At 66.9% G+C, this 23737-nt stretch carries 19 protein-coding genes; 12 read left to right on the top strand and 7 right to left on the bottom strand.

Annotation, left to right across the window (positions count from 1 at the left end; all coding sequences use genetic code 11):
* Nucleotides 1–75: 75 nt before the first annotated feature.
* Nucleotides 76–819, bottom strand: coding sequence for a proteasome-type protease (locus ACZLHH_RS20230; RefSeq protein ID WP_049421375.1), 744 nt, complete (start codon nucleotides 817–819; stop codon nucleotides 76–78).
* Between the two features lie 91 nt (nucleotides 820–910).
* Here ACZLHH_RS20230 and folK point away from each other — a divergent pair, with 91 nt between their 5' ends.
* On the top strand, nucleotides 911–1396 hold the full coding sequence (gene folK, locus ACZLHH_RS20225) for a 2-amino-4-hydroxy-6-hydroxymethyldihydropteridine diphosphokinase (RefSeq protein WP_107432623.1): 486 nt from the start codon (nucleotides 911–913) through the stop codon (nucleotides 1394–1396).
* 60 nt (nucleotides 1397–1456) lie between these two features.
* Here the strand turns inward: folK and ACZLHH_RS20220 are convergent, their stop codons facing one another.
* Nucleotides 1457–2194, bottom strand: coding sequence for a pteridine reductase (locus ACZLHH_RS20220; RefSeq protein ID WP_107432622.1), 738 nt, complete (start codon nucleotides 2192–2194; stop codon nucleotides 1457–1459).
* 59 nt (nucleotides 2195–2253) lie between these two features.
* Here ACZLHH_RS20220 and ACZLHH_RS20215 point away from each other — a divergent pair, with 59 nt between their 5' ends.
* Together ACZLHH_RS20215 and ACZLHH_RS20210 are read left to right on the top strand one after the other, a co-directional pair.
* On the top strand, nucleotides 2254–3438 hold the full coding sequence (locus tag ACZLHH_RS20215) for a class I SAM-dependent methyltransferase (protein ID WP_107432621.1): 1185 nt from the start codon (nucleotides 2254–2256) through the stop codon (nucleotides 3436–3438).
* Complete coding sequence (locus ACZLHH_RS20210) at nucleotides 3435–3827, top strand: VanZ family protein (protein ID WP_049421371.1); 393 nt, start codon at nucleotides 3435–3437, stop codon at nucleotides 3825–3827. The genes ACZLHH_RS20215 and ACZLHH_RS20210 overlap by 4 nt, the downstream gene beginning before the upstream one ends.
* Before the next feature lie 135 nt (nucleotides 3828–3962).
* Here the strand turns inward: ACZLHH_RS20210 and ACZLHH_RS20205 are convergent, their stop codons facing one another.
* The 3 genes from ACZLHH_RS20205 to ACZLHH_RS20195 form a co-directional block, all read right to left on the bottom strand.
* On the bottom strand, nucleotides 3963–6320 hold the full coding sequence (locus tag ACZLHH_RS20205) for a beta-N-acetylhexosaminidase (RefSeq protein WP_180845303.1): 2358 nt from the start codon (nucleotides 6318–6320) through the stop codon (nucleotides 3963–3965).
* Nucleotides 6321–6431: 111 nt separating this feature from the next.
* Entirely contained in the window at nucleotides 6432–9140 is a 2709-nt protein-coding gene (locus tag ACZLHH_RS20200) for a TonB-dependent receptor (protein WP_180845304.1), read from the bottom strand.
* A 143-nt stretch (nucleotides 9141–9283) separates the two neighbouring features.
* A complete protein-coding gene (locus tag ACZLHH_RS20195; RefSeq protein ID WP_180845305.1) occupies nucleotides 9284–10300 on the bottom strand; it encodes a glucokinase family protein in 1017 nt (338 codons plus the stop codon).
* Nucleotides 10301–10676: 376 nt separating this feature from the next.
* Between ACZLHH_RS20195 and ACZLHH_RS20190 the strand changes: the two genes are divergently transcribed.
* From ACZLHH_RS20190 to ACZLHH_RS20165, 6 genes are all read left to right on the top strand, one after another.
* Entirely contained in the window at nucleotides 10677–11966 is a 1290-nt protein-coding gene (locus ACZLHH_RS20190; RefSeq protein WP_049421368.1) for a sugar MFS transporter, read from the top strand.
* 39 nt (nucleotides 11967–12005) lie between these two features.
* Complete coding sequence (locus ACZLHH_RS20185) at nucleotides 12006–13073, top strand: LacI family DNA-binding transcriptional regulator (protein WP_032128950.1); 1068 nt, start codon at nucleotides 12006–12008, stop codon at nucleotides 13071–13073.
* Nucleotides 13074–13080: 7 nt separating this feature from the next.
* Nucleotides 13081–14109: an SIS domain-containing protein gene (locus tag ACZLHH_RS20180; RefSeq protein WP_049400482.1), complete on the top strand. Its 1029-nt coding sequence runs from the start codon at nucleotides 13081–13083 to the stop codon at nucleotides 14107–14109.
* Nucleotides 14109–15257, top strand: a complete 1149-nt coding sequence (nagA, locus tag ACZLHH_RS20175) for an N-acetylglucosamine-6-phosphate deacetylase (protein WP_032128952.1) — start codon at nucleotides 14109–14111, stop codon at nucleotides 15255–15257. Before ACZLHH_RS20180 ends, nagA begins: the two co-directional genes overlap by 1 nt.
* The gene (locus tag ACZLHH_RS20170; protein WP_180845306.1) at nucleotides 15257–16324 is read left to right on the top strand and encodes an acyltransferase family protein; all 1068 of its coding nucleotides are present in this window, start codon (nucleotides 15257–15259) and stop codon (nucleotides 16322–16324) included. Before nagA ends, ACZLHH_RS20170 begins: the two co-directional genes overlap by 1 nt.
* A 297-nt stretch (nucleotides 16325–16621) precedes the next feature.
* A complete protein-coding gene (locus ACZLHH_RS20165; protein WP_180845307.1) occupies nucleotides 16622–19651 on the top strand; it encodes an autotransporter family protein in 3030 nt (1009 codons plus the stop codon).
* Nucleotides 19652–19759: 108 nt separating this feature from the next.
* Here the strand turns inward: ACZLHH_RS20165 and ACZLHH_RS20160 are convergent, their stop codons facing one another.
* On the bottom strand, nucleotides 19760–20188 hold the full coding sequence (locus tag ACZLHH_RS20160) for a hypothetical protein (protein ID WP_180845308.1): 429 nt from the start codon (nucleotides 20186–20188) through the stop codon (nucleotides 19760–19762).
* Between the two features lie 417 nt (nucleotides 20189–20605).
* Between ACZLHH_RS20160 and ACZLHH_RS20155 the strand changes: the two genes are divergently transcribed.
* Genes ACZLHH_RS20155 through ACZLHH_RS20145 form a run of 3 tightly spaced genes read left to right on the top strand, consistent with a single transcriptional unit; the run spans nucleotide 20606 to nucleotide 22466 of the window.
* Nucleotides 20606–21643, top strand: a complete 1038-nt coding sequence (locus ACZLHH_RS20155) for a S41 family peptidase (RefSeq protein WP_180845309.1) — start codon at nucleotides 20606–20608, stop codon at nucleotides 21641–21643.
* A gap of 3 nt (nucleotides 21644–21646) precedes the next feature.
* Nucleotides 21647–21982, top strand: a complete 336-nt coding sequence (locus ACZLHH_RS20150) for a hypothetical protein (RefSeq protein ID WP_107432995.1) — start codon at nucleotides 21647–21649, stop codon at nucleotides 21980–21982.
* A gap of 49 nt (nucleotides 21983–22031) precedes the next feature.
* Nucleotides 22032–22466: an SseB family protein gene (locus tag ACZLHH_RS20145; protein WP_005419309.1), complete on the top strand. Its 435-nt coding sequence runs from the start codon at nucleotides 22032–22034 to the stop codon at nucleotides 22464–22466.
* Between the two features lie 48 nt (nucleotides 22467–22514).
* Here the strand turns inward: ACZLHH_RS20145 and ACZLHH_RS20140 are convergent, their stop codons facing one another.
* Nucleotides 22515–23735, bottom strand: a complete 1221-nt coding sequence (locus ACZLHH_RS20140) for a multifunctional CCA addition/repair protein (protein ID WP_180845310.1) — start codon at nucleotides 23733–23735, stop codon at nucleotides 22515–22517.
* Between the last annotated feature and the right edge of the window lie 2 nt (nucleotides 23736–23737).

Below are 23737 nucleotides of genomic sequence, written 5' to 3'. Positions count from 1 at the left end.
TGCCGCGGTAGTGCCGGCCGCTGGCCGGAATCGCCGTGCGGTGGGATCACTGCGGTTGCCGGCCAGCGGCCGGCACTACCGGTCCAGGGTTTCCCAGGGGAACCGCGGCAGCGCGTCCACCGCCTGTTCCAGCCGCCGCGACCAGTTCTGGTGAATATCGGCATACAACGCGGAATCCGCGCCCAGCCGCAGCTGCTGGCCGATGCGCAGCTCGCCGTCGCGCAGCAGCGCCAGATCGATCGGCAGGCCCACCGACAGGTTGGAACGGATGGTGGAGTCCAGCGAGACGATCGCCGTGCGCGCGGCATCCTCCAGGTGTGTGGCCGGACTGAGGATGCGATCGAGTATAGGTTTGCCGTACTTGGACTCACCGATCTGCAGGTAGGGCGTTTCCGGCGAAGCAGCGATGGCGTTGCCGAGCGGGTAGATCATGTACAGCCCGGGACGCTCGCCGGCGATCTGGCCGCCGAAGATCAGCGTGGCCTGGGTGTTGACCCCGTCATGGCCGTGTTCGCTGTGGCTGCTGTGCACCTGGCTGTCCACCAGCAGCTGGCCGACGTACTCGGCGGCTTCGAACAGATGGGCCATGTCGCGCAGGTTGGGCGTGCGCCGTTCGCCGGCATCGCGCCCCAGGCGCGACACCAGCAGCTGGGTGGTGGCCAGGTTGCCAGCCGCCATCAGCACGTAGGCTGCCTGGCCGGGGTACTCGAACACGTGCAGCTTGCGGTGCACGCGCACATCGTCCAGCGAGGCATTGGTCCGGGTGTCGGCGGCGAAGACCAGGCCCTCGTCCACCTCGATTCCAACGCAATAGGTCATGTCGGTGCCCTATCATGTGCGTCCCGGATTGTAGGCAGGCCGCCGTGACGACGGCATGTCCACGCCCCCCAAGTGCCGTCACCTGAACCGCATGACCACCGTGCTCCTGAGCCTGGGCAGCAACGTCCAGCCCCGTCGCTACCTCCACGCCGCGGTGGCGGCCCTGCGCGAGCGCTTCGGCGCGCTGCAGGTGTCGCCCGCCTACCGTACCGCCGCGGTCGGCTTCGATGGCCCGGCCTTCCTCAACAATGCGGTGGCGATCGAAACCGACCTGCCGCTGCAGGAACTGGACGAGTGGCTGCATGCGCTGGAAGACGCGCACGGGCGCGACCGCAGCGGGCCGCGCTTCTCCGATCGGACCCTGGACATCGACGTAGTGTTCTACGGCGACCTGGTGGTGGAAGGTCCCGGCCACCTGCGCATTCCGCGCCCGGAGCTGAAGCATGCCTTCGTGCTGAAGCCGCTGGCCGACATCGCGCCGGGCTTCATCGACCCGGTCAGCGGGTTGGACCTGGCCACGCTGTGGCGTGCGCACAGACAGTTTGGCGAGGCGTTCGAGGTGGTGGACCTGGAATGAGGGTGGTTGCCGGCCAGCGGCCGGCACTACCGCTCGCGCCGGCCGCTGGCCGGCAACATTTCAACTGACCGTGCGCCCACCATCCACGCGCAGGGTGTGGCCGGTGACGAAGCTGGCTTCGGCCACCAGCCAGTAGACCGCCTCGGCGATCTCCTCGACCGTGCCGATCCGTGCCAGCGGCGTGCGTGCCAGCAGCGCTTCGCGGGCGAAATCGTCCTTGCCCTGTTCCGGCCACAGGATCGCCCCCGGCGCTACCGCATTGACCCGCACTTTCGGCGCCAGCTCCAGCGCCAGCGAGCGGGTGGCCATCTCCAGCGCGGCCTTGGCCATGGTGTAGGCGATGTGGTCGCGCATCGGGTCGGTGCCGTGCAGGTCGGTCAGGTTGACGATGCAGCCCTGCTGGCGGCGCAGGTAGGGCGCCGCCGCCTGTGACAGCAGCAGTGGCGCGCGCGCGTTGACCGCATACAGCTCGTCCATTGCCTCGGCAGTGACCTGGCCGATCGGGGTGGGGAAGAAGTTGGAGGCGTTGTTGACCAGCGCGTCCAGTCGCCCGAAGTGGGTGACGGCCTGTTCCACCAGGTCGGCCAGGGCGTCGGCGTCACGTAGGTCGGCCTGCAGGGCCAGCACGCTGCCCGGGCGCACGTTGTCGAAATCGAACGCGGCCTGCTGCAGCTCGGCGCTGGAGGTGTTGGCGTGCAGCACCACCGACCAGCCACAGGCATGGAACTGGCGGGCGATGGCCGCACCGATCCGGCGCGCGCTGCCGGTGATCAGGACCACGGGGTGGGTGTCGCTCATCGAGGGTCCTCCAAGGCTCGGCTATCCTGTGCACCATTGTCACCGCATTCGAAGACGCCATGCAGCCCACCTTCCCCTTGCCCGAAGCCGATGCCCTGGCCCACAGCGACCAGCTGGCCGCCGCCCTGCGCGCCGAAATCCTTGCGCAGGGCGGGGCGATGCCGTTCTCGCGCTTCATGGAACTGTGCCTGTACACCCCCGGCTGGGGCTATTACAGCGCCGGCGCCAGCAAGTTCGGTGGCAGCGGTGACTTCACCACCGCGCCCGAGCTCGGCAGCCTGTTTGCCGGCAGCGTGGCCAATGCGCTGGCGCCGGTGTTCGCCCAGCTGGGTACGCAGGCGCGCATGCTGGAGCTCGGCGGTGGTACCGGCGCCTTCGCCGAGGCGGTGCTGCTGCGCCTGGCCGAGCTGGACGCACTGCCCTCGCGGTACGCCATCCTCGAACCCAGCGCCGACCTGCGCGAGCGCCAGCAGCAGCGCCTGCAGCAGAACCTGCCGGCCGAGCTGGCGGCGCGCGTGGGCTGGGTCGACCGCCCGTTCGAGGAGGACTGGGAGGGCGTGGTGTTTGCCAACGAGGTGATCGACGCGCTGCCGACCCCGCGCTTCCTGATCCGGGATGGCGAGGTCTATGAGGAAACCGTCGAGCTGGATGCCGAAGGCAACTTCATCCGCGGCGCGCAGCCGGCCGACATCCTGCTCAATGGCGCGGTACGCCACATCGAGCGCTACCTGGAAAAGCCCTTCGCCGAGGGCTACCGCTCCGAAGTGCTGCCGCAGCTGCCGTACTGGCTGCAGGCGGTGGCCGGTGGCCTGCAGCGTGGCGCGATGCTGTTCGTCGACTACGGTTACAACCGCGGCGAGTTCTACCAGCACGACCGCGACGATGGCACCGTGCGTGCGTTCTACCGCCACCACGTGCACAACGACGTGCATCGCTGGCCGGGCCTGCAGGACATCACGGCGTCGGTGGATTTCACGGCGATGGCCGAGGCCGGCATGCACGGCGGTTTCGAGCTGGCCGGTTACTGCAGCCAGGCCAGTTTCCTGCTTGGCAACGGCCTGGACCAGGTGCTGCTGCTGGCCGAGGAACGCACCGATGAAGTGGGGCGCATCCAGCTGCGCGACCAGGTGAAGAAGTTGACCCTGCCGACGGAGATGGGCGAGCGCTTCCAGGCTATCGGCCTGCAGCGTGGCGTCGACTTCGAACCGGCCTTCGAGCTGGGTGACCTGAGCTGGCGCCTGTGAGCCACGCGTTGCCGGTGATCAAGCCGCTGCGGCGGCCCCGGCTCTGGGCCGCGCTGTGGGCGGTGGCAGTACTGCTGGTGATCGTGGTCTGTCTGATCCCACCACCGCCGATTCCGTTGCCGGAAAACAGCGACAAGGGCGAACACTTTCTCGCCTATTTCATCCTGGCCGGCAGCGCGGTGCAGCTGTTCCGTCGGGGCCGCCCGCTGCTGTGGGTGGGCGTGGGCCTGGTGCTGATGGGCATCGGCATCGAGTTCGCGCAGGGCGCGCTGACCAGCAACCGCATGGCCGACCCGATGGATGCGCTGGCCAACACCATTGGCGTGCTGGCCGGCATGGCCACCGCACTGACCCCGATGCGCGACCTGCTGCTGCGCTGGCGCGGGTAAAGGCGTGCCAACCAAGGTTGGCACCTACCGGTAGATCCACGCTGCGTGTGGATGGAATCAGTAGATCCACGCCATGCGTGGATGAGCTGCCCGAGGTGCCGACCAAGGTCGGCACCCACCATGACAGACCTGTCATTACTTCCCCAGCGTGACCTCATCCAGCACCCACATCGCCGGGCGCGTGTCGCCGGTGAAGTTGATGCACAGGTCGCCGTTACCCTGGGTGCCCTTCGGCAGCGTCGCACGCAGCGTCACGAAGCCATCGGCATCCGGCTTGGCCGGCAGCGGTACCTCAGCCAGCACCTTGCCGCTGCAGTCGCCGCGACGCACCTGCATCTCGCCGTGGGCACGCTTGGCCTTTTCGAAACGGCGCTTGGGTTCGTCGTGGGCCAGTTGGAAGTAATACGGGATGCGACCTGCACGCACTTCCACGCTGCCGATGCCGTCCAGCTGCGCCTGCGGCCAGCGCCAGCACGGCTGGAAGATGTCCACGTTGAACACCGCACGGTTGCCTTCGCGTGGGCCATCGTCTTCCAGGCGCAGCACCAGGCCCTTCTTGCCCACGCAGCTGAGCAGCTCATCGCTGCGGCGGCTGAGCAGCGACTGTGCGGTGAAGGTGGCAATGGTCGGTTTCGCCGCCAGCATCTGGCCCTGGTAGAACGCGGCAGCCTGCACGGTGGTTGGCAGTTTTCCGGTCAGCGGCTGCTGGTACAGCGGTGACTGCGCGCTCACCGGCTGGCCATCGGTGCTGTAGCGCACTTCATAGCCCAGCGGATTGGCCAGCGACACCGTCACCGTGTTGTCCGCGCGATTGTCGGTGTAGTCCACGCCCACTTCGAACGGAGTCTGCGCATAGGCCAGGCCCCAGGCACGGTAGCGCTGCAGCTGGGACGGCAGGCGCGCGAGGAAATCGCGGAAATCGCGATGTTCCGGCGTGCTCCAGCCGGTCTCGGCCACGGCGGCCAGGCGTGGGAACAGGTTGTGCTGCAGGCGTGCGTAGCTGCGCGTGTGCTCGGTGAACATGTTGGCCTGCAGGCCGAGGATGTGCCCGCGCTTGTCAGCGGCCAGCTCGGCCGGCACCGGCTCGAAGTTGTACAGCTTGCCGAGGTTGACTTGGGTCGGGCGGCCGGGCGGTTCGTTCGGCGAGGCCGTCTGCAGGTAATCCAGATAGAGGTAGCCGACCGGTGACATGATCACGTCATGGCCGGCGCTGGCCGCAGCCAGACCGCCTTCGGTGCCCTGCCAGGACATCACCGTGGCCTGCGGCGGCAGCCCACCTTCGAGGATCTCATCCCAGCCGATCAGGCGCCGGTCGTGCTCCTCCAGGAAGGTCTCCAGGCGCTTGATGATGTGGCTCTGCATGGCCATTTCATCCTTGATGCCCAGCGCACGCATGCGCTGCTGCACCTGCTTCGACGCTTCCCACTGGTCCTTCACCGCCTCGTCGCCACCGACGTGCACGTACTTGGCCGGGAACAGGTCGATCACTTCTTCCAGCACGTTCTCGAGGAAGGTGACGGTGCTGTCTTCAGTGTTGAACAGGTTGGGGAACACGCCCCATTCACTGATCGGTTTCAACGGCGTATCGATGGTGCCCAGCTCCGGATACGCAGCAATCGCGGCAGTCGCGTGGCCCGGCACATCGATTTCCGGAATCACCTGGATATGCAGCTTCGCCGCATAGGCAATAACTTCGCGGATCTGGTCCTGCGTGTAGAAGCCGCAATACGGATGCTCCTTGCCAGTGACCGGATCGATGCCACCGTCGCCGGCCGGCAGGCGGCAGCTGCCTACGTCGGTCAGCTTCGGATAGCGCTTGATCTCCATGCGCCAACCCTGGTCATCGGTCAGGTGCCAGTGGAAGGTGTTGAGCTTGTGCGCGGCCATCGCATCGAGCACGCGCTTGATCTCGTCCAGGCTCTGGAAGTGACGTGCGGAATCGAGCATGAAACCGCGCCAGCTGAAGCGCGGCGCGTCCTGGATCTGCACCGCCGGCAGCACGCCATTGCTGCCGCCGGTGGCGAGCTGGGCGAGGGTGGTCGCGCCGTAGAACAGGCCGGTTTCGTTGCCGGCCTGGATCAGCACGCCCTGCGCGGTGCTCTCCAGCGTGTAGCTTTCGCCGCTGTCGCGGAAGGTGGGCACGATCTGGAAGCGGATGCTGCCCGACGTGCCTGCCGCCTTGCCCCTGGCTGGTGCAAGGCGCGGACCACCGCTGCGGGCCAGCAGATCGGCGAACTGGCTGGCGACGCGCTGCGCGGCTTCGCCTTCGGCCTGCAGCACGGTGTCGGCGCGGACGGTGATGCCGCTGCCCTGGCCGCGCTGCACGGTCGCCGGTGCGGGAATCAGCATGAGGCTGCCGGCGCGCAGCAGAGGGCCGGGTGCTTCAGTGGCGGGTGTGGGGTCGGCGGCAAGTGCCGGCAGTGCCGGCAACAGGGCGAGCAGGCTGCCCAGCAGCACTGCGCTGCGCATCCGGGCGCGGGAAGGCTTGACCATCGGTACGACTCCTTGGAACGGTGCGATGAACGCTATACATGAAAAACGCCGGGCCCGGAATGACCCAGGCCCGGCGTGCGTGCACGACTCGGCGATGTTGCCGCCGCTGGATCAGTACTTGAAGCGGAAGTTGAGGTAGTACTGGCGACCGTTGCTGTAGAACGAGGTCGGGATGGCCGCGGTCTGGTAGTACTTGTAGGTCGGGTTGTTGAGGTTGAGCGCATCGAAGCTGATGCTCAGCCAGTCGGTGGCCTTGTAGCTCAGCGACGCCGACAGGGTGCCGAAGTCATCCTGGTAGTACGGGTTGGCGCCGGACAGGCCGATCAGGAACGACGAACGGCGGGTATAGCTGACGCGTGCACCGAAGGTATCGTTCTCGAAGTAGGCACCGACGTTGTAGGTGTTCTTCGAAGTACCCAGCAGGTTGTCGCTGCCATCGGCCCAGGTGTGGTCGGTGCTGCCATCGGCGTAGGTGTAGTTGGCATTGACACCGAAGTACTCGCCGATCGGCTGCTCATAGGCCACTTCGATACCGCGCACCTTGCCGTCGGCATTGCGCGGGCGGGAGATGTTGTATTCCTCGAGACGGTTGGTCAGCTCGCTGAACAGCATTTCCTTCTCGGTGCTGAAGGCGACGTAGTCCTTCAGGCGCATCGAGTAGGCACCGATCGACAACATGCCGCGCGGCATGAAGTACCACTCCAGGTTGGCGTCGAAGTTGGTCGACACCACCGGCTTCAACTTCGGATTGCCGCCACCGCCGGTCCGGTTCAGGTCCGAACCGTAGGACGAGGCACCCAGTGCCGAGAAGTCCGGCAGGGTCTGGGTCTGCGATGCGGCCACGCGCAGCACCAGGTCGTCACGCAGGTCGTACTTGAAGTTGGCGCTCGGCAGCACACGGTTGTGCTTGTTCTCGAAAGCTTCGCGGGTCCACGCGCCGAACAGGCTGCTCACGTCCGGCACGGTCGAGCCGGTGGCGGCGGCGTAGGTATCGATATCCTGCTTGATGTTGACGTAGCGCAGGCCGACGTTGCCGCTCCAGCGGTCGCCGCTGAAGTTGCCCTGTACGTAGGCAGCAAAGTTCTTCTCGGACACCTTCCACTCGGCGCCGTAGTTGTGGCGGCCGGTCGGGCCGTCATTGCCGGACAGCCAGGTGGAGTTGTTGGTCACTGCTTCCTTCAGTGCGCCCGGGGTGAAGTACCACAGGTCACGCGGGAAGCTGCCACCGATGCCGTTGGCGAAGCCACCGGGGAAGTTGGCAGTGGCGCCGTTCTTCAGCGCATTCCAGATCGCGCCCGGGGTTGCGCCTTCCGGCGACTTGGCCTCGCGCTCGTGGTCGCCGAAGCGGGCGCCGAAATCAATCGAGTTCAGTACGCCAGCGTCGGCGAAGTACTGGTTGAAATCGAGCGTGGCCCACTTTTCCTTGTCGATCGCGGTGACCTGCTGGTTGCCCCAGGTACCGAAGTCGGTCACGCCGCTCGGGCCGATGTTGCCCCCGACGTTCCAGTCGATCGGCGAGCCGTTGCCGTGGGTTGCCCAGGTGGCGCCGCCACCACGGGCCAGGTTGACTTCGGCGATGTACTGGCGCGGCGTTTCGCCGGTGCCCTTGGTGCTGCCAGCCTGGAATTTCATGCCCAGGTTGTCGCTGATCTGCCAGTCGGCATCGAAGGTGATGTAGTTGGTCTTGGCCTTCGACTCGCGGTAGATCATGTCGTACACCGCGTAGTCGCGGTCGGCCTGGCCGGCGAAGGTGGCGTTGGACAGCACGCCATCCTTGATGACGTAACCCGGATTCGGGGCCTGGCCCGGAATCAGGATCTTGTTGCCATTGGCATCTTCAACGGTGCGGTCATTGAGGATGCGGCCACCCCACAGCATGAAGTTGCGGTTGTAGTTGTTCGCCTTCAGTTCCGAGCTGAAGCCTTCCAGGCCCAGGGTCAGGTTGTCCATCGGCTTGAACTGCAGCGACACCAGGCCGCCCTTGCGCTCGCGGGTCTGTTCGAACAGGGTCGAGCCGAGCAGGCCCGGGGCATAGACGCCGGCCAGGTCCGGGTTGGACTTGGCCACGGTGCCATTCGGATCGATCTGGAAGAAACCGCCCGGGATTTCCTGCGCTTCGCGGCGCAGCTCGCGCTTCTGGCTGAAGGCCTGCACCATCACGCCGAAGTTGCCTTCGTCGTTCTTGTAGTTGAACAGTGCCGACAGCTGCGGGTCGTTGGACTTGGCCTGGTCCGAACGCACCATGCCGACGGAGCCTTCCGCAGTGAGCTGCTTGGAGAATTCCAGCGGCTTGCGGGTGATGATGTTGACGGTACCGGTGGTGCCGCCGTCCTGCAGCTTGGCCTGCGAGGACTTGTTGACTTCCACCGAGCTGACCAGTTCCGATGGCAGCAGCGAGTAGCTGACGCTGCGGCCGACGTTGTTGCCCTGGCTGAGCACGAACCAGTCGGCCGAGCCGACGGTATGGCCGTTGATCAGGGTCTGGGTCAGGCTCGGGCTGGTGCCGCGCAGGCTGACACGGTCGGCTTCGTCGAAGCCGCCTTCGTCGGCGCTGGACGAGCTGATGTTCACACCCGGCAGGCGCTGCAGGGTGTCGGCGACGTTGTGCGCGGGCAGCTTGCCCACGTCTTCGGCGGTGACCACTTCCACGCGCGCATTGGCTTCGCGCTTGGTATCCAGCGACTTTTCCATCGAACCACGGATGCCGGTGACCTGCACGGTATCCAGGTCGGTGGCGGTCTGGGTGGCCTGCTGCGCGTGCGCGCTGAAGGCGAGGCAGCTGACGATGGCGGCCGAAAGCAGGGTCTTGCGGGTGTTCATGATGTCTCTCCTCATCACTCGATTGGATGCCGGCGGCGGTGTTCGATTACGGTTGCGATGACATGCGCGGGGCGGCGGCGAAGTCCCGTGCGTTGGCGTGCCACGTACTGCGTGCTGCGATTGCGTTGAAGCCTGTTGCGGTGTCAGGCGGCCGACTGCTGCAGGTACCAGCTGGCAGCGCCGACCACGCCCAGCTGGCCGTGCTCGACGACCTTCACCGGGATGCGTGCCAGCGCTTCGCCCATCGGTCCCTTCTGCAGGTAGCGTTCGACGAAAGTGCTGGCGTGCAGGTATTCACGGATCTGCGGCAGGATGCCGCCGGCCAGGTAGACGCCACCATGGGCGCCGTAGAACAGCGCCATATCGCCGATGGTGCTGCCGAGCAGGCCGCAGAACACATCCAGCGCCTGGCGCGCATGTGCATCGCTGTCGGCCATGGCCGCAGCGGTGACCGCGTCGGGGCTGGCCAGGGTCGGCGCCTGGCCCTGCAGTACGCACACCGCGCGGTACAGGTTCATCAGGCCCGGGCCGGAGATCGCGTGTTCGATCGACACGTGCGCGCGGTCGCGCTGCATGTGGCGGACGATGGCCATTTCCAGTTCGGTGCTGGCGGCCAGGGTCGGTTGCCCGGCTTCGGTCGGGAGCACGACCGGGCCGTGCGCGGTAGGGATCCACAGCGCGGCGCCGAGGCCGGTGCCGGGGCCGACCACCAGGGTCGGGCCGCGGGCGGCGGTTTCCGGTCCGCACAGGTGCAGCACGCCACTGGCGTCAACCTGCGCGGCGGCGTAGGCCACGGCTTCGAAGTCGTTGACGATGTAGACCCGCTGCAGGCCGACGTCGGCTTCCACCTGGCGCGCCGACAGCGGCCACGGCAGGTTGGCGGTGATCACCGTGCCGTCCTCGCGGGCGTAGCCGGCACTGGCGACCACGCAATGCGTGGGCCGCGGGCCTTCGCCGAGGAAGTCGGACAGGATCGCGCTGAGGCCGGCATGGTCGGCGTTGCGGTATTTGCGGTACTCCAGCACCTGCACCGGATGGGCGGCATCACCGCTGGCCTGGACCCGGGCCACGCGCACATGGGTGCCACCGACGTCGGCGGCCAGGAACGTCGGCGCGACTCGGGACAGGACATGGGCCGGGGCGGGGTGGCTGGCGGTCACGCGGGCTCCTGCTGCAGGTGGGGCCGGCCCCGGGATCGGGGGCGGCGATTGGGGCGGAGTCTGTAACCCCGCTGACAACGATGTCAACGAGTTCGTGACACTTTCGTTGCTGCATCGCAACGAATGCGACATGCAGTAAACGTTTACATGGCGTGAGTGCGGGTTTCACGTGGGAACCGTTGCCGCACATGGGTCAAGGCCTTCGGCGCATTCAGCACGATGCGTTGCGATCGGGTTGCGCAGTGCAGCACGAGGTTCACAGGGTTGCGCGTGGAAGTTGACAAACCGCGGCTGTCCATCGAAAGAATGTGACAACGTTGTTCCCAGCCACTCTCCGACGCCGTGTTCTGCGGCCGTCGCCGCAGGAGCCCTCCTGATGTCCGCCGTCCCCGCTGCAAGCGCGCGCCCGAACGTGGCCACCTCCATCGCCATCGTTGGCGTGTTGTTCTTCCTGATCGGCTTCTTCACCTGGCTCAACGGCCCGCTGATCACCTTCGTCAAGCTCGCCTTTGAACTCAGCGAGGTCGGCGCCTTCCTGGTGCTGATGGTGTTCTACCTGTCCTACTTCTTCCTGGCCCTGCCGGCGTCCTGGATCCTGCGCCGCACCGGCATGAAGAAGGGCCTCAGCCTGAGCCTGCTGGTGATGGCCGGTGGTGCTGCGTTGTTCGGTGAGTTCGCCACCCAGCGCTGGTACCCGGGCGCGCTTGGCGGCCTGTTCGTGATCGGCAGCGGCCTGGCCCTGCTGCAGACCGCGATCAACCCCTACATCTCCATCCTTGGCCCGATCGAGACGGCGGCACGCCGCATCGCGCTGATGGGTATCTGCAACAAGATCGCCGGCATGCTGGCGCCGGTGCTGATCGGCACGCTGGTGCTGCACGGCATCGGTGACCTCGATGCACAGGTGCAGGCCGCAGATGCGGTCACAAAGGCCGCGCTGCTGAACGAGTTTGCCGCCAAGATCCACACCCCGTACCTGGCGATGGCTGCGCTGCTGGTGGTACTGGCGGTGGCCGTGCTGTTCTCGCCGCTGCCGGAAATCAAGTCGTCCGAAGCCAACGCTACGCCGGTGGCGGCCGGTGCCGCCGAACGCCGCAGCATCTTCCAGTTCCCGCACCTGTGGCTGGGCGTGCTGTGCCTGTTCGTCTACGTGGGCGTGGAGGTGATGGCCGGTGATGCGATTGGTACTTACGGGCATGGCTTCGACCTGCCGCTGGACCAGACCAAGTTGTTCACCTCGCTTACCCTTGGCGCGATGCTGGTGGGCTACGTGGTCGGCCTGCTGCTGATCCCCAAGGTCGTGTCGCAGTCGCGCTACCTGACCATTTCGGCGGTGCTGGGCGTGGTGTTCTGCCTGGGCGCCTGGGCCACCCACGGCTATGTATCGGTGGCCTTCGTGGCCCTGCTGGGCTTCGCCAACGCCATGATGTGGCCGGCGATCTTCCCCCTGGCGATCCGCGGCCTGGGCCGCTTCACCGAGACCGGCTCGGCCCTGCTGGTGATGGGCATTGCCGGTGGCGCGATCATTCCGCAGCTGTTCGCCGTGCTCAAGCAGCACATCGACTTCCAGCTGGTGTTCGTGTTGCTGATGGTGCCGTGCTACCTGTACATCCTGTTCTACTCGGTGGTCGGCCACCGCGCCGGCCTGCCGCAGGACAAGGCCTGATCGGCGATGATGGACGGCAGCCAACCCCAGGGAAAACCCATGCGCAGAGCGACCATCAAGGACGTTGCGGAAAAGGCCAAGGTCTCGCTGAAGACGGTCTCGCGGGTGATCAACAACGAGCCCTCGGTGATGCAGGCCACCCGTGCGCGGGTGCTGCGTGCCATCGCCGAACTCGATTACGAACCCGATCCGTCCGCGCGCAACCTGCGCAGCGGCACCACCTTCGTGATCGGGCTGGTCTACGACAACCCGAACCCGTACCACATCATCGGCGTGCAGAACGGCGTGCTTGCGGCCTGCCGCGAGACCGGGTTCGGGCTGCAGATCCATCCCTGTGATTCCAGCTCGCCGCTGCTGGCCGATGAGCTGGCCGACTGGGTGCAGCGTTCGCGCCTGGCCGGGTTGGTGCTGACCGCACCGATGTCCGAGCGCCGCGACCTGATCCAGGCACTGACCGCACGCGGCATCAAGCTGGTACGCATCATCGCCGCCACCGAGGACCCGGCCGACGGCGCCTGCGTATTCGTCGACGACCGCGAGGCCGCCTATGAAATCACCGAGCACCTGATCCAGCTGGGTCACCAGCGCATCGGCTTCCTCTGGGGCGGCATCTCGCACCGCTCCTCGGGCGAGCGTTATGCCGGTTACGAAGCTGCGCTGAAGGACTACGGCATGACCGTGGACAAGCACCTGGTGGTGCAGGGCGACTACACCTTCGACGACGGTTTCCGCGGCGCGCGCCGCCTGCTGGCGCTGCGCGAGCCGCCCACGGCCATCTTCGGTTCCAACGACGAAATCGCCGCCGGTGTGCTGGCAGCAGCGAAGTCGGCCGGTATGAACGTGCCGTACGACCTCTCCATCGCCGGTTTCGAGGACAGCCCGTTCTCGCGCCAGTCGTGGCCGCCGCTGACCACCGCCAAGCAGGCCACCGAAGACATCGCCCGCCACGCCGCGCGCCTGCTGATCGCACAGCTGCGCAGCGACGCCTATGACGATGCGCCGGCACCGCTGCACAACCAGGGCTTCGTGCCGCAGCTGGTGGTGCGCGGTTCGACCGCGCCGATGCGCCCGGTCGGCGCACGCCCCCTTCCTTCCGATCCTGCCTGAGCCTGCCATGTCGCTGTCAGACCCCACGTCCACCCTGATGTTCGCCGAGGCCGCTGAAGCGGCCGACGTGGTCGCGCGCCAGTTCTCGCGCAACCACGCCACCATGGAAACCCTGGCCGCCAGCCTGCGTGCGGCGCCGCCGCCGTTCGTGGTCACCTGCGCACGCGGCAGCTCCGACCATGCCGCCACCTATGGCAAGTACCTGCTGGAAACCCAGCTGGGCCTGGTGGTCGCATCGGCTTCGCCGTCGGTGGGTTCGGTCTATGCCGCACCGCTGCAGCTGCGTGGCGCGCTGTTCATCGTCATCTCGCAGTCGGGCAAGAGCCCGGACCTGCTGCGCAACGCGGAAGCTGCCAAGGCCGCCGGCGCGCGCGTGATCGCACTGGTCAACGTCGAGGATTCGCCGCTGGCGCAGCTGGCCGATACGGTCATTCCGCTGCATGCCGGTGCCGAGAAGAGTGTGGCGGCGACCAAGAGCTACCTGGCGTCGCTGGCCGCGCTGCTGCAGCTGGCTGCCTACTGGAAGCAGGACGCAAGCCTGCGTGCGGCGCTGGACCTGCTGCCGGACGCGATGCGCGAGGCCTGGCAGTGCGACTGGACGCCGGTGACCGAGGGCCTGGTCGAGGCGACCAACCTGTTCGTGCTCGGCCGTGGCCTGGGCCTGGGCGCGGCGCAGGAAGCCGCACTGAAGTTCAAGGAAACCTGCAGCCTGCATGCCGAAGCCTACAGCTCGGCTGAAGTGAAGCATGGCCCGATGGCGCTGGTCGACCGCGGTTTCCCGGTGCTGGCCTTTGCCCAGCCTGATGAAACCGGCGCCGGCACGCGTGCCGTCGTCGAGGAATTCACCGCGCGCGGTGCACAGGTGTGGATGGCCGGTGCCGGTGGCAACCTGCCGGTAGCGGCCGCGCCGCATCCGCTGTGCGCACCGCTGCTGACCGTGCAGAGCTTCTACCGCGCCATCAACGCGCTGGCGCTGCGTCGTGGCTTCAATCCGGATCTGCCGCCGCACCTGAACAAGGTCACGGAGACGGTGTGATGGCCACGGTCCTGCGCAATGCCCGCATCCTGGCAGGCGACGAGTTCCGCGACGATCTGGCGGTGGTGATCGAGCACGGCCGCATCAGCGCGCTGCTGCCCGATGCAGCGCCGCAGCTGGGCCAGGCCGCCGAGCAGGTTGATCTGAGCGGTGGCTGGCTGCTGCCCGGTTTCATCGATGTGCAGGTCAATGGTGGCGGCGGCGCGCTGTTCAACAATACGCCGGACGTGGCGGCACTGCGCACCATCGCGCAGGCGCACCGCCGCTTCGGTACCACCGCGATGCTGCCGACGCTGATCAGCGACGACGTGGGCGTGATGCGTGAAGCCATCGATGCGATGCGCGAGGCGATCGCGCAGGGTGTGCCAGGCGTGATCGGCATCCATCTGGAAGGTCCGTACATCGCGCCGGCCCGCAAGGGTACGCACGATGCCAGCAAGTTCCGTGTGCCAGACGAAGCAGAGATCGCGCTGGCCGCATCGCTGGACAACGGCGTGACCCTGCTGACGCTGGCACCGGAACGCGTGCCGCTGGAGACCATTCGCGCGCTGGTCGAGCGCGGCGTGGTCGTTGCCGCTGGGCATACCGCAGGCACCTACGAAGAGATCCGCGCCGGTCTGGATGCAGGCGTGCGTGGCTTCACCCACCTGTACAACGCGATGTCGCCGCTGCAGGGCCGTGAGCCCGGCGCGGTGGGCGCTGCGCTGGAAGACCGCGACAGCTGGATCGGCATCATCGTCGATGGCGTGCATGTGCATCCGGCCAGCCTGCGCGTGGCGCTGGCAGCCAAACCGCGTGGTCGCCTGCTGCTGGTCACCGATGCGATGCCGCCGGTTGGCGCCGACGATCCCAGTTACGTGCTGTATGGCGAAACCATCACCGCCATCGATGGCGTGGTGCGCAATGCCGCCGGTTCGCTGGCGGGCTCGGCGCTGGACATGGCCACCGCCGTGCGCAACACCGTGCAGCTGCTCGGCCAGCCGCTGGCCGAAGCGGCGCGGATGGCCTCGACCTATCCGGCACAGTTCCTCAATGTCGACGACCGCCTCGGCCACATCGCCGAGGGCTACCAGGCCGACCTGGTGCTGCTGGACGATGCCCTGCAGGTGCGTGGCACCTGGATTGCCGGACAATACGAGGCCGCCTGATGAACAGTATGCCGCCGCGCCGCCTGGGCTCGATCGATGCCCTGCGCGGCATCACCGTGGCGGCAATGCTGCTGGTCAACAACCCGGGTGACTGGAGCGCGGTGTTCGCGCCGCTGCGTCATTCGGAATGGCATGGCTGCACGCCCACCGATCTGGTGTTCCCGTTCTTCCTGTTCCTGGTGGGCGTGTCGATGGCCTTCAGCGTGGCGCCACGCGCGCTGGACACGGCGGCGCGACCCGCGTTGGCGCGCGGCGTTCTGGAGCGCGCACTGCGCATCCTGGTGGCCGGTGCGTTGCTGCACCTGCTGATCTGGTGGGCGCTGGATACCCATCACTTCCGCATCTGGGGCGTGCTGCAGCGGATCGCGGTATGCGCGGCGCTGGTGGGCGTGCTCGCGGTGTATGCGCGTCCGCGCGCACAGGCGGCCGTACTGGTCAGTCTGCTGGTGGGGTATACCGTGCTGCTGCTGGGCGTCGGCGATCTGGCGCCGTGGACCAATCCGGCCAGTCGTCTGGATACCGCGCTGTTCGCACCGTGGATCTACCAGTGGCATGCCGATACCGGGCTCGGACATGACCCGGAAGGATTGCTGAGCATGCTGGGCGCGCTGGCCAGCACGGTGCTCGGCCTGCTTGCTGGTGGCCTGCTGCGCAACGGGCGTTCGGCGGCATTGGCCGGGCTTGGCGTGGCGACCGCTGTGCTCGGCCTGTTGCTGGCCATCGTGTTGCCGCTGAACAAACAGCTGTGGACGCCCAGTTACGTGCTGTGGACGGGCGGTCTTGCGGCGCTGGCGCTGTGGCTGGGCCACGTGCTGATCGACCAGAAGGGCTGGCCCGCGCTGGGCCGGCGCTTCGGGGTCAATGCAATCACCGCGTACCTGGGGGCATCGGTGATGTCGGTGGTGCTGATGGCCACCGGGATCTGGGGGGGGATCTGGCAGCAGCTGGCCACCGCGATGCCGCAGGCGCTGGAGCTGGCGTCGATGCTGCAGGCGCTGGTGTTCGTCGCACTGTGGTGGGGCGTGGCGTGGTGGCTGGATAAGCGGAAGATCTACCTGAAGATCTGACCCCATCCGCCAACGGCATCCACGCATGACGTAGATTTACCAGTGCCGTGAGCGAATCGATTGGCGATGCAGGATCCGTAGATCCACGCCATGCGTGGATGCTTTGCGCGTGATTCCGGATGGCGGAAAAATGAACGATTTCAGCCACATCACATCGGCGTGAGGGCCGGGCGATTTCCCATCTGAACTGTGATTTCCCGCACGCAAGTTCACCTGTCGAAACGGTTCACCACACGGCAGACTGCAAGCGCAGTGCCGCACATACGCAGTTCCTGATTTCCCGTCCAGGAGTGCCCCATGTCCCGTGCCGTTCCGCGTGCGTTCCGCCCGCGCCGCCTTGCTGTTTCCGTGTTGCAGGCCCTCGCCGTTCCCTCCCTGCTTCTGACGACCGCCAGCGTCGCCTGGGCCGGCTGTAACAACTCGACACCGACCGCCGGCCAGACCGTCACCTGTGATGCCAACGCACCGAATCCGCAGACCACTCCCGTTACCGCCAGTGGCGCGGCTGGCGTCACCGTCAACGTCGGCAATGGTGCCCAGTTGCAGCAGAGTGGTGGTGGATCGGCCCTCGTGCTGGTCGGTGCCGGTGGTCACCTGCTGTCAAACCAGGGCACGATCAGTTCGGTGGGCGGTGCGGCCGTGCAGCTTGGGGGCGGCAGCCGCGTCGACAACCGCGGCAGCATCAGCACCGGCAACAACATTGCCCTGCAGTTCATCGGCGCAGGCGACAGCGTGCTGGTCAATCGGGGAACGATCAGTGGTCAGACCGGCGTGCAGTTCGATGCGGGCAACGATCGCCTCGAGATGCAGGCCGGCAGCATCACCGGAGGCGTCCTGCAGGGCGATGGAAACGATGTGCTGCTGCTCAGTGACGGCACGATCGACAGCGTCGACCAGGGCGGTGGCGATGACCAGATGACTGTCACCGGCGGCACCGTCACCGGCGTGGTGGTGCAGGGCAGTGGCCGCGATGATTTCGTCATGAGTGGCGGTACGATCGGCGCGCTGCAGCAGGGCGACAACATCGATACCTTCCGCATGAGCGGTGGCCGCATCGTCGGTGCGTTCGAGGATGGCGACCAGGCCTGGATGACCGCTGGCCGCATCGGCCGCGTCAACATGAAGCTGGACAAGAATCTGTGGGATCAGTCCGGCGGCATCGTTGAGGGCAACGTGGTCACCGGCTTCGACACCGACACCATCATCATCTCGGGTACGGCCTACATCGGCGGCAACATCAGTGTCAGTGGTGGTGCCGACAGCGTGACCATCACCGATGGCACCGTGCGCGGCCAGGTACTGCTCAGCACCGGCAACGACACCTTCAACTGGAGAGGTGGCGGCATCGTCTATGGCGCGATCGACATGGGTCCTGACAACGACGTGGCCAATCTCGCCAGCCTCAACCAGGGCAACCTTGGTGCAGTGCCGCTGTTCGACGGTGGCAGTGGCATCGATCAGCTCAACTTCAACAACGTCAAGGCTGCAGGCATGGGACGCTTCCAGAACTGGGAGGCGATCAGCCTGGCCAACAGCACCGAGCTGAGCTTCGATGGGGATCTGGTGCTGGGTGACAGCGGAACCGGCACCGGCACGCTCACGGTGGATGACACCAGCACTGTCTACGCGGGCAGTGGCGGCCATGCCGTCCGTCCGTTCAACAGTGGCACACTGGTGGAGATGGTCAATGCCGGGCGCATCGACCTGACCGGTGCCGGCGCCGGCGACGTGTTCACCGTGCGTGGCAACTACCGCGGTGACGGTGGCGGCCTGTACCTGCGTACCGTGCTGGGTGCGGACAATTCCACCAGCGATCGACTGGTGATCGATGGCGGTGCCGCCACCGGCACGACCGGCATCGGCGTCATCAACGCTGGAGGCAGTGGAGCGGCCACGTTGGCCGATGGCATCCTGGTGGTGCAGGCCTTGAATGGTGGTCGCACCGCGCCGGGCGCGTTTTCGCTGTTCGCACCGGTCGCGGCCGGTGCCTACGAGTACTTCCTGTTCAAGGGCGGTGTCAGTGCCGGTACCAGCGAGAACTGGTACCTGCGCTCGACCGTGGTGGCCGGCCCGGCACCGGCGCCCAACGGAAGCGGTATCAATGGCGTACCACCGCCGCCGACGCCACCCGTCGCACCCCCACCACCGATCACCCCGGCGCCGCCACCGCCGCCCGAAGGTGCCACCGATCCGGATCTGACCGCAGGCGAGACCGCGCCGCCACCACCGCCGCCGGAACCCGTGCCGGTGGCGCCGCCCAGTGATCCGGCGGTGCCGGACGTACCGGTGGCGGGTGGCAGCCTGCCCGGTACCGGTGCGCCGCCGACGCCGGGCGCACGCCCCGCCGAGGGCGCAGTGGTGCCGCTGTACCGCGTGGAAACCGCCACCTACGCCGTGCTGCCGCCGCTGCTGCGCGAGACCTCGCTGGCCAGCCTCGGCACGTTCCATGAGCGGCAGGGCGAACAACGCCTGCTGTACAACCAGGGCGCATTCCGCACCGCGTGGGGCCGGTTGGTGGGGCAGAGCAGCGAGATCCACTGGAAGGGTGATGCGAAGCCCGGCTTCGATGGCGATGTGATGGGCCTGCAGGCCGGTCTGGATGTGTGGGCCGCAGCGTCTGACAATCATCGCAACCAGATCGGCGTGTTCGTCGGCCGCACCCGCGCGCAGGGCAAGACCACCGGCCTGGCACTCGGCTGGGAGAACGTGCAGGTGGGGCAGAACCGCTTGGACGACAAGCACGTGGGCCTGTACTGGACGTTCACCGACAGCAGCGGTGGCTACATCGACGCCGTGGCGATGCAGAGCCGTTACGACGGCCGCGTACGCTCCTCGCGTGGGCTAGGCTTCGGGATCAAGGGCGATGGCACCAGCGTGTCGGTGGAGGCGGGCAAGCCGCTGCTGCACTTCGGTCAGTCCGCATGGTGGCTGGAACCGCAGGTGCAGGTGATCTGGCAGCGCACCTCGCTGGACGACCGCCGCGATGAAGTATCGAGCGTGCGTTTCGACAACGACAATGCCTGGACCGGCCGCATCGGCCTGCGCCTGGCCGGCGACTACCAGTTGGCCGACAACGGCTGGCAACCGTACTTCAAGCTCAACCACTGGCATGGCCGTTCCGGCGAGGACCGCGTCAGCTTCGACAACGACACGATCATCAATTCGCAGCGCTCGCGTGCACTGGAAGCCGGCGTAGGTGTGGTCGGGCGCTTCAACCGCACCATCAGCGCCTATGCCGTGGCCGACTACACACGCGAGCTGGGCGGCGACCGCAACGAGAAGCGCAGCATCATCGAAGGCAACATCGGCCTGCGCGCGGACTGGTGACCACCGCAGGCTTGGGTAGGTGCCGACCTGGGTCGGCACTCATCCCGTCACCGCCATGCTCCGCTCTGGTAGGTGTCGACCTTGGTCGACACGAATCCATCGGTGCCATTACCCCGCGCATGCACCCGGCGCCACCAGCGCGCTAGCATGATCGGCCAACACCACCACCGCGTGCAGCAGGCCTTCCTCCACCTGTGGCGGACACTGCGCCTGTGCATCGTCCGTCTCGCGCGCCGACTGTGCAGCCAGCAGTACCCCGCAGCACGCAGACAATGCTGCCAAGCAGCGCGTCGCCTCCGCCAGTTCCCGGCCACGCACATCGCTGAGTTGCCGTTCGCGCCAGACCTGACCATCGGCGGCGTGGCTTTGCGCGATGCCGTGCAACCGGGCGAAGAAGGCCGGCGGCGGAGCGTGTTCATGGGCTTCTGTGAGCGCATCTTCCAACGCTTCGGCTGCGGCATTGGAGAGCTGCAGGCCGGGCATTGCGGCACCGAGCAGTACATACAGACGTGGGTAGGTGGGGTAGAGCGTGGTCATGGCAGCAACCTCACAAGGCTGGGCCACCTGCAGGGATGCAAGGTGGCGGGCGGTGCGGGTTGGCGTGCCGGTGAAGCTACCCAAAGGAAACGAAGCCGGCGGATCGGAAGGATCCCCACGCACCGCCCGCCGCAGGACGACGGACGGTGCATTATTCGAGCCCGCGACATGGTCGCAAGCCCGACTTCAGGTAGCTTCATTCAGGACGCCAATCCCGGCCAGCGCAGGAGGCGCCGACGGAGGCAACCTTCTCGCGTTCTACGTGGCGATGACATGGGCAAAGTTGCAATCTACTGATCGCGTGCAAGCTGTCTTGCTGCAATCCGCGGCGGGGCCAGATACGACAGTCCGCGCATGGCGAAAGCCATCACCTGCGGGCTATGCTGTGCGCCTGCCTCAACGACAAGGAAACGTCACATGCAGGTTCGCAAGGGAGTGCGTCGCATTGGTGCGCTGATGATTGCGCTGGTGGCTGCCAACGCCATGGCCGATACGCCCAAGGCAATCGAGGTGCCCTCGCCGGAGGCGGAGGCCGAGATCCTCAACCTGCTTGAACGGCAGGCGCTGTATCGCGACCGGGTGGACTGGCCTGGCACCCGCACACGACTGCAATCGGTGCAGGGCGACCCCCAGAAGCGGCTGGCGTTGCTGCGCGAAGCCATTGCGGTCAGCACGGGCAATCATGGCGTATGGACGACGACCCAGCGCCAGAGCGAATCCCTTGCGCGCGCGCAGCAGGTCGGTGCCGCCGCCGTGGAAAGGGCCAAGGCCGCCGATGCGGTGGATGCGCGCATCGGCTGGTTGGTCATCGAGGGATATGCCTCCACGCCCGGCGCGACGCCACAGGAAGCGTTCCGCCAGAACATCCAGCGCGCCGCGCGGTGGCAGCAGGTCATCCGCAGCAAGGACGACGGCATGCGCTGTGGCTGGATCGTCGACCTGCGTGACAACAGCGGTGGCAACATGTGGCCGATGCTGCTGGGCATGGCACCGCTGCTGCGCACCTCGGTGGTGAACAATGAAGATGTGGGGTCGTTCGAAACCGCACAGGGGCCGGAGCGCTGGACGTTGACCGCGACCGCCGTGCAGCGTGCAGGCAAGCCGGTGCTGGACTTCGGCCAGACCGGCTATTTGCTGCGGCAGCCTGGCGCGCCGGTGGCGGTGCTGTTCGGACAGCGTACCGGCAGTTCGGGCGAGGCCTCGGCGCTGGCGTGGCGTGGCCGTGCGCAGACGCGCAGCTTCGGCCAGCCGACGGCAGGGGTCTCGACTGGCAACAACGTGCGCACACTGGCCGATGGTAGCCGCCTGTTGTTGACCACCACCGTGATGCGCGACCGCAATGATCGTGGTGATGGGTTGAAGATCGAGCCCGACCAGCGCATCGAGGGTGATGCCGCCACTTTGGCCGCCGCCCAAGCCTGGCTGCTGGCCCAACCCGCCTGCCAGGGCCGCTGATCCATGATCCTGATCGGCCAGCAGGAACGGGTGATGGTGGTCGGCCCGACCGAAGCCCACCACTGCCTGCGCTGCCAGACGGAAACCGAGTTCGCCCCCCAGCTGCGTTACAAAATGGCGCGCATCGACCTGCTGTTCGGCCTCACCTACCATCGCCGCTACGAGCTGGCCTGCTGCCGGTGCGGGCACGGCTGGGTGCTGGATACCGAGACCATGGACCAGCAGCTGGGTGGGGTGCCGATCCCGTGGCGGCACCGCTTCGGCCTGCCGCTGATGCTGGTGGTGGTGGCCGGTCTGGCGGCGCTGGGCTGGCTGTGGCGTCATGGATTCCTCGGTTGAGGAGCGGGCCTGTTAAAGTCTGCCCTGCAATCACGTACCGGAACCGACCATGGACCACGACACCCCGTTCGAACCCCTCAACGACCTCGAGGTGCGCCTGCTGCAGGCCCAGGACGGCACGCTGACCGCAGCGCAGTTCCTTGACGGCCTGCTGACCTCGACGGCGTTCGTGCTGCTGGACAAGGCCATCGGCGAAGATGGCGCCTGGGACGAGAGCATCTCGCCGCTGGTGCTGACCAGCGAGAGCGGCGAGCCTATGTTCGCCGTGTTCACCGCCCCCGAGCGCGCCGGCCTGTGGCACGAGCAGCTGCCGCAGTTTGCCCATGCCATGCCGATCGCGGTGCACGCGCTGCTGGCCGGTATCGGCGACGGCGTCGGCCTGGTGCTGAACCCGGGCCTGGACGTGGGCATGGAGATGATTCCCGATGCCGTGGCCCAGCTGAAGCAGCGTGCGGCGGCGATCACCCGCGGCATGGCGCACTGAATCCAGGGATTGTCTGGGTGCCGGCCAGCGGCCGGCACTACCAGGGCTTCAGCGGGCGGCGGCGATGGCTTTCACCCGCGCCTTGGCCAGTGCTTCGCCGATGGCCGGGCCCTTCAGATGCGTGGTATCCAGATCCCGCGCCTGCACTGACAGCGCCGCCTGGTGCAGGCGCTTGAGCGTTTCGCCCTGTGGGTAGTCGGCATCCTCGAAACCGAGCCGACCGCGCTTGTCGGCCTCGCAGCACAGCGCGATACGAGCCACGCGCTCTGGCCTGCGCAGCGCATCGCAGCGGCCCAGCAGTTCCAGCACAGTGGCATCGCGCAGTTCGTCGATGCGGTGCACGTTCAAGTGCTCGCGGCAGACCGCTTCGGCCAGCTGCTGGTGCTCGGTGGGAATCTTCAACCGCGCGCACAATGCCTTCAGCGGTTTGATGCCGCGCTGCTCGTGCATGATGTGGCGCGGCCATTCCTCCGGCGGGGTCAGGCCCTTGCCGAGGTCGTGGGTGAGGGCAGCGAAGCCGACCAGGTCATCGCCCGGCGCCAGTTTCGCGGCCATGTCGCTGACCATTTCCTGGTGGATGCCGGTGTCGACTTCCGGGTGGAATTCGGCACGCTGCGGTACGCCATACAGCGCTTCCAGTTCGGGCAGGATCGGGCCCAGCGCCTGCGCATCGTGCAGCGTACGCAGGAAGGCGGAGGGCCGTTCACTGACCAGCGCCTTGCGCAGTTCCTGCCAGACGCGTTCCGGCACCAGCGCGTCCAGCTCGCCACTGGCGGCGACCTCGCGCATCAGCGCCATGGTCTCTTCGGCGACGGTGAAGCCCAGTGGCGCGAAGCGCGCCATGAAGCGCGCCGCACGCAGCACGCGCAGCGGGTCTTCCACGAATGCAGGACCGACGTGGCGCAACACGCGCTGCTCAATATCGCGAACGCCACCGTAAGGATCGACCAGCGTGCCGGTTTCCTCATCGCAGGCGATCGCGTTGATGGTGAAGTCACGGCGCTGCAGGTCCTCTTCCAGCGTCACCGCCGGATCGGCATCGACCACGAAGCCGCGATAGCCACGGCCGGATTTGCGCTCGGTGCGCGCCAGCGCGTATTCCTCGCCGGTCTTCGGGTGCAGGAACACCGGGAAATCGCGGCCGACGGCGGTGTAGCCCTGCGCTTCCATCTGCGGGGGCGTGGCGCCGACGACGACCCAGTCACGGTCGCCGGCCGGGCGCTGCAGCAGGCGGTCGCGCACGGCGCCGCCGACAAGATAGATCTTCATGG

The sequence above is a fragment of the Stenotrophomonas sp. 28608_Sma genome (assembly GCF_056486185.1).
Note: the sequence above shows the minus strand (reverse complement) of the source record. Positions and strands in the feature narration are given on the sequence as shown.